The 6,315-nt window shown below is 48.6% G+C and carries 5 protein-coding genes; 4 read left to right on the forward strand and 1 reads right to left on the reverse strand.

The window, feature by feature from the left end:
• Nucleotides 1-2 precede the first annotated feature (2 nt).
• Together L0156_08385 and L0156_08390 are read left to right on the forward strand one after the other, a co-directional pair.
• Nucleotides 3-803 (forward strand): glycosyltransferase family 2 protein, encoded by an 801-nt coding sequence (locus L0156_08385; GenBank protein ID MCI0603019.1) that lies wholly within the window; start codon nucleotides 3-5, stop codon nucleotides 801-803.
• A gap of 153 nt (nucleotides 804-956) precedes the next feature.
• Complete coding sequence (locus tag L0156_08390) at nucleotides 957-1,655, forward strand: hypothetical protein (GenBank protein ID MCI0603020.1); 699 nt, start codon at nucleotides 957-959, stop codon at nucleotides 1,653-1,655.
• A 1-nt stretch (nucleotide 1,656) separates the two neighbouring features.
• On the opposite strand, the gene L0156_08395 is transcribed toward L0156_08390, so the two are convergent.
• Nucleotides 1,657-4,134, reverse strand: a complete 2,478-nt coding sequence (locus L0156_08395; GenBank protein MCI0603021.1) for a glycosyltransferase — start codon at nucleotides 4,132-4,134, stop codon at nucleotides 1,657-1,659.
• A gap of 242 nt (nucleotides 4,135-4,376) precedes the next feature.
• On the opposite strand from L0156_08395, the gene L0156_08400 reads away from it, so the two are divergent.
• A complete protein-coding gene (locus L0156_08400) occupies nucleotides 4,377-5,687 on the forward strand; it encodes a hypothetical protein (protein ID MCI0603022.1) in 1,311 nt (436 codons plus the stop codon).
• A gap of 4 nt (nucleotides 5,688-5,691) precedes the next feature.
• The coding region (locus tag L0156_08405; GenBank protein ID MCI0603023.1) for a hypothetical protein at nucleotides 5,692-6,315 on the forward strand (624 nt) is incomplete at its 3' end.

Raw genomic sequence — 6,315 nt, forward strand, 5'->3', positions numbered from 1 at the left:
ATATGCGAGTCATCGCTCTTCTGGCTACCTATAATGAAGAACGTTTCATCCGCGATTGTCTGCAAAATCTAATTCGCCAGGGTGCCGAAATTTACCTCATTGACAATAGTTCCGAGGATCAAACCGTGGAAATCGCGAATCAATTCCTCAATCGCGGTCTGATTGGAATCGAAGACTTGCCGCGAAACGGTGTATTTGACTTGAAACCTATTTTGAAACGCAAAGAAAGACTGGCCCAAATGCTAAAAGCGGACTGGTTCCTTCATGTGGATGCTGATGAAATTCTATTACCTCCGAAAAAGTTCCGTACGCTATCAGATGCATTTCATGAAGTGGAACGGGCAGGTTACAACGCTGTTAATTTTCAAGAATTCACATTTATTCCAACCAGAGAAAGTCCGGAACATGATCATCCCGAATTTCAAACAACAATGCGCTGGTATTATCCGTTCTTGCCTCGTTTCCCGCATCGTGTGAATGCATGGAAGAGTCAGGAGGCGCGTGTGAATCTTGCGCAATCGGCCGGACATAAAGTGAGGTTTCCCGGGTTGCGCCTGTATCCGGAGTCTTTCCTCATGCGCCATTATCTTTTTCTCAGTATTGGTCATGTTCTTCGCAAATACGGTCTCAGAAAATATGCTGAGACTGCATTGCGCAAAGGCTGGCACCGATCGCGCGTGGATTGGGGTCATCTTACTTCAGTGAACATACGTTTGCCTTCTCAGACAGAACTGCGAGCGTATTTTTCGGATGATCAACTGGATCCGTCAAACCCGTGGACGCGCCATTTTCTGTCATTTTAAACCGGAGATGCCGGCAGAATGCCGGCGGTCATTTATGCCAGCCTGGAGGCTGGCGCTCATCTACCGGCATCAAAGATGAGCGCCGCCATTCTGGCGGCATTGATGTCCGCCGGCTTTTAGCCGGCGCGGCGGGCACGGAGGCCCGCCCTCCAAATGAAAATTCACGGATTTATTTGCAATTGGAAAGGGCATGAGCTGAATGCCATTCATCTGGCAGAAAAACTGAAGCCTTTGATCGATGTCACTGTGATTTCCACTGATCCCGGAATCAGAGAAAAACATTCGGATTGGATTCATCTGGATGAAAGCGCGTATTTTTCGGAGCAATGGAATTTAGCAGTCCGCCTTTTTACCGGTGATATCTTCTTTCAAATTCAAGCGGACGCCTTTTTCGATGACTTTCCAAACCTTTTTCAAAAAGCAAAAGCCACATTCAGCGAAGGTTCTATTGGCGTCTATGAACCGAACATAGATCTTACTGCTTACGACTACGATCTATCGAAGCTTTCAGGTTATAAAGAAAATATTTTTGAAGTTCCGTTAACGGACACAATTTGCTGGTTCATATCGGCCGATATTCTTGTACAACTCCCACCGGTTGATCTCGCCATCAACAAATATGGCTGGGGGGTTTGCGCGGCCATTGCAGCCATCAGCCATCTCAACAAGAAGCTGTGTGTGCGTGATTATGACTTTACAGTACGGCATGAGCCTGGACGCGGCTATTCTACGGAAGCGGCATTAAAAGAAAGAGGGCGCTACTTGAGAAGTTTGCCTACCAACATTGCTCAAGAGATGAAATGGATCTACAGATCCCCTTTATTACCGAAGAGGCCGAGAGCCGGGTTGTAGATCAATTCATTCGACCGAACAACCGGATCGATTCGATTAAGGCAGACATCGCTCTGCCTGATTCCAAAAGAATTCGGCCGGCAAGCAGGATGGAAAATGCCAGTAAGAGGATTGCTGAATGCCATGCGCTATGATATGCGGCCGATGCCGCCCAAATGAGCACGAAGATAATGACGCTGAACCATAACCAGTGATGATGGGCATAAATTCGAAAGCGGGTCATTTGCTTTCCCTGACCATGCTCTTCCACAGCCATGAGAAGGCGAGCCGATGCAAAAGCGCCCCCCTTTGCTTCCAGATCCCAGGCATCAAACGATCCCCCGCATGCAACGATTGCGCCTTTTTCTTTAGCTATTTTCAGGATCACGGCAAGCTTCTCTGAAGGATCCTGCCAGAACTCAGTCCACAAACAAACTTGTTTTCCAGTAGGATAAATAAAACGTTTATAGGAAGGCCTCCAGAGCGGCCAGCGTCCTGTAAAGCGGGCCACGAGATGGATACAGTGCAAAATCACACAGAGAATAAAACTCCTGATTCTCGGCATCTTCGTGGAGTGTCCGAAAGAATCCATGATCGGCCTTGAAGATTGGACAGCGCTGAGCACCGGTAGTGAAACTGTGACAGCTAGAAAAATGAGGGAACTTGTCAGGGAAGCCCAGCCAAAACTGAGGCCAGTGAGAAAAGTAATGAATAAAATCAATAGCAGCCATTCCGGAGCAAAAAATAAAGATGGAAATATCCCGTAGGAACTATGGTAAAGCGATTGAAAGGGAGCTGTTCCCCAGACACCGGAATAGATTCGGCTCATGTAAAGCAATCCATTCCCGTAAATACGCCCGGCCCAGTTTACATGGCCGACATAGTTATATTTTTCAGGCCATTTCCTTGCGAGAAGCACTTCAGCTTTTCCGTATCCACGTTGTTGTCTGAAATAGGATGAGATCGAATTACGGCGGTGGTGCCAGACCATCGCTCCGGGATGAAAGCCGATTTTGTGTCCAGCATTCTCTAAACGCCAGCACAGGTCCACATCATCTCCCGCGATTCGAAATTGCGGATCGAACCCGCCAATCGCCTCCAGCACAGACTTCCGGATCGCGAGATTGCAGCCGGGCACATGTTCCGCATCATGATCGGAGAGCAACACGTGAGTAGGTCCGCCCGGTGATCGGCCCACACACTGGGCGATCCATTCATCTTCACCGGGAACCAAATTCGGACCGCCGATGCAACAATAATTCGTCTCCTGAAAAGCGATCGCCAGATAGTTGAGCCAATGCGGATCAGCATAAGCATCATCATCTATATAGGCAATGATCTCTCCTTTCGCCTCCTTCATTCCGCAATTTCGCGCGGAACTCAGACCTTGATTCTTCGTGCGAATCAATCGCACAGGATATTTCGAAGCAATCGCTGCCGTGGAATCTGTCGATCCATCATCCAAAACAATCGTTTCATAGTTCGGATACTTCAGTTTCGTCAGCGACGCGAGACATTGTTCGATTGTCTTGCTTCCGTTATAACTGCAAACGACAACAGAAAACATGGGCGCCGGGTCAGCCGGCTCCAGAAGATTCTCTGAAAACTGCCGTCGAACCGCATCCAGCGCAGGTTTTGGCTGGCGATCTCTGGTGGTCAAACCGAAATCCCAATCTTCTATATCCGATTCTCCACGAAACCATTCATCCGTCCAGGCAAAGGAGAATACTCCGGTACAACCGGCACGAAAGGAAGACCCGATTTGAGAACGAAGCATACCGGCTTGTTTTTCCAGACCGTTCCTCCGGCTATCCAGTCCAATCTCTGTCAGAATCAACGGCTTGTGGCCGGCGAGGTTTTGCAGTCTGAATACATAGGAATTGAATCTGGTCTGGTCCTCAAGAAAAACGTTGAAACAGAAAAAATCCAGAAACGGGAGGTGGAGATATTCCGTGGAAGGATAATTTACATAGGTTACAAGAAGGTCAGGATCTGCCTGTTTCGCGGTTTCATAAAGCGTCCAAAGATAGTTTTGAATTCTTTCGGCTCCATACCATCGAACAATGGAAGAAGGGATCTCATTCCCGATCGCATAACCAAGCAGTGAAGGATGTCTTGCAATCTCATGCACCGATTGTTTCAGTCGATTGCGAATGGATTCACTAAGTCTGCGATCATCCAGAAAAGCTACGTGCTGTTCCCAGGGAAAACCCACCAGCAGGCGAACGCGATATTGATGAGCGAGATCCAGAAGCCATGCAGGCGGAATCGTGTAGGTGCGGACGGCGTTGATGCCATTCTGCTGCATGAGCTGGAAATCTCTTTCAACGACATCAGGTTGAAATTCGCCACATCCGTTCTTTGAACGAAAGGTGCCATAAGTAACACCCTTCACCCATAATTTCTTGCTAGCGTTTGAGAAAAACTTACCACTGATGATGGGCCGTTCCCATTCTTCCTCAACCCCCCTCCCTTCCATAAATTCTGCAGATTCAATCATGTTTGGGAACGTGCTCCCCGGTGAAACATAACCACCCAATTATATTCTACAGAACAATATATACTCATCGAAATGAATGCTAGATATTCATGGGACAAAACGGAAAAATGTCCGCTTTGTCAAGTGGGTCTCGTCGCCGGCCGAAACCTTTCAAGCTAAAAGAACACCACCAAACTTCTTCACAACTGATGGTAATATCGCGTCATTTTTGCCTCCATAACAAAGGAAGGAGAAAAAGCATTATGAACCGGATGGGAATCGCAGTTTTGTTTACAGTCAATTTTCTTTGTCTGCTGGCCGGCTCCGCTTTTGGAATCAGTTGGGCAAAAGTCTATGACCACGCCGCCGCCATGGGCAATCCACGGAATGAGATTCAACCAACGTCTGATGGTGGTTACATAGTGGCATCAACTATCGCGGGCAACGATGCAATATGGGTTATGAAATTGACTTCAACCGGTAGTGTCTCCTGGCAAAAGAGCTATGGCGGAGCAGGGACTCAGTCTCTCGGCTCCATTCGGCCGACGCGGGACGGAGGATACGTTGTCCTGGCAGAGACAACATCGTTCGGCGCCTGGGATGTCGACGGCTGGGTTCTCAAGCTCGATTCCAACGGAAAAGTTCAATGGCAAAACACTTACGGAGGGATCGGGTATGACTCGGCTAATACGATTCAACAAACAACGGATGAGGGTTTCATTTTTGCCGGCTACACGGAATCTTTCACCAATGACCCGGAGGGCGATGCATGGGCTGTCAAAATCAATTCATCCGGTGCCATTATTTGGGCAAAGTCTTATGGCTCATCTGCCACCTTTGAAGATATCACACACATTGAGCAAACTAGTGACGGTGGATTCATCTGCGCAGGTGACAGGGAAGATGATGCATGGGTTATGAAGCTGACTCCAACAGGAAAAATCAAGTGGCAAAAAACTTATGGGGGATCCGCGGGCGACCACTCTGAATATGTTCAGCAGACCTATGATGGAGGCTTCGTGGTAGCAGGAAATACGGATTCCTTCGGCGCGGGTTCTGGTGATTTCTGGGTCTTCAAGCTGAATAGCTCCGGGACAATGCAATGGCAAAAGACGTATGGAGGCCCAAGTAGCGAGCGTTTGTATCAATTGGACTACACTTCAGACCTCGGTTACGTCCTGACGGGATATACATTTTCGTTCGGTCCGGCGATGCGAAACGCGTGGACTCTAAAGTTGGATTCTTCAGGCGAGATCTCCTGGCAAAAAACGTCTGGCGGTGGAAACAGTGATCGGGCTACGTCCGTTCAGGAAACATCAGACGGCAGCTACGTTCTTGCTGGCAGAACCGAAAGTTTTGGCACAACCCCGTCGAACCTCTGGGTACTCAAGTTAGAATCCAATGGAAACATCGGCTCCTCTTGCTCTCTCATCAACACGAGCTCTGCAGCCGCTGTAAATTCAGCCGCAGTTACTACTGTCCTGCCTGCCAAATCCGCAACGATACCGGTAAAAACTATTATTACTTCTGCGGCGCCGCTGAATGTCACCACAACAATCCTGCAGCTTTGCTGAAAATATGAAATCAAGAATTCTAAACCTCGCGATTTCATTCTTTCTGTTCTTCGTCCTCAGCGGTGTGATTCACGCAGCAGATCCGGCGGTAATGATCGGCCAGGGACGCGCAAGTGGCGAAGTATCTTACGAGTTCAATCTTCTATGCGATCCGGATCTGGGAACGAATTCCCTGCGGCTTGAATGGAGCGCAGGGAAATTCGAGTTACAAAAGGTGACCAACACCGTATGCATGGATGATCCTTTGATCAGTATCCCTGATCCGCTCGCGAACTTTGATACGCATAAAGGAGAAGGAATCGGATCCTTCAATGGACGTGGTGGCGCGTTCCTCAGTTGGACTTTAACCGATGCAGGATCCGTTGCCGATACCGTTCAAGTGGTTGTTAGGGATGCAGCCGGGAATATTGTTTTCGAAATTTCCGGTCCGATTACGGTTGGAGACAACCAGGCAAAGGGCGAGGCACTTCTTCCGGAAGAACCCGGAATCGATCTGGAAAATTTTGTTCATTCTGTTTTCATCGACAAGAAAGGAGTTCCCTCAGATTATGGCAGAACGCCGCTCGCAGCCGATGCATTTCAAATTCGTCCCGGACCGCAGAAGCCGGCGGGAGATCCTCCGCGACCT

This window comes from bacterium, assembly GCA_022616075.1.
In the GTDB taxonomy this organism is placed as follows: domain Bacteria; phylum Acidobacteriota; class HRBIN11; order JAKEFK01; family JAKEFK01; genus JAKEFK01.

Bases quoted from the DNA above. Each gene is read 5' to 3' on its own strand.
- L0156_08385 (MCI0603019.1), top strand. From the start codon at position 3: ATGCGAGTCATCGCTCTTCTGGCTACCTATAATGAAGAACGTTTCATC.
- L0156_08390 (MCI0603020.1), top strand. From the start codon at position 957: ATGAAAATTCACGGATTTATTTGCAATTGGAAAGGGCATGAGCTGAAT.
- L0156_08395 (MCI0603021.1), bottom strand. From the start codon at position 4,134: ATGATTGAATCTGCAGAATTTATGGAAGGGAGGGGGGTTGAGGAAGAA.
- L0156_08400 (MCI0603022.1), top strand. From the start codon at position 4,377: ATGAACCGGATGGGAATCGCAGTTTTGTTTACAGTCAATTTTCTTTGT.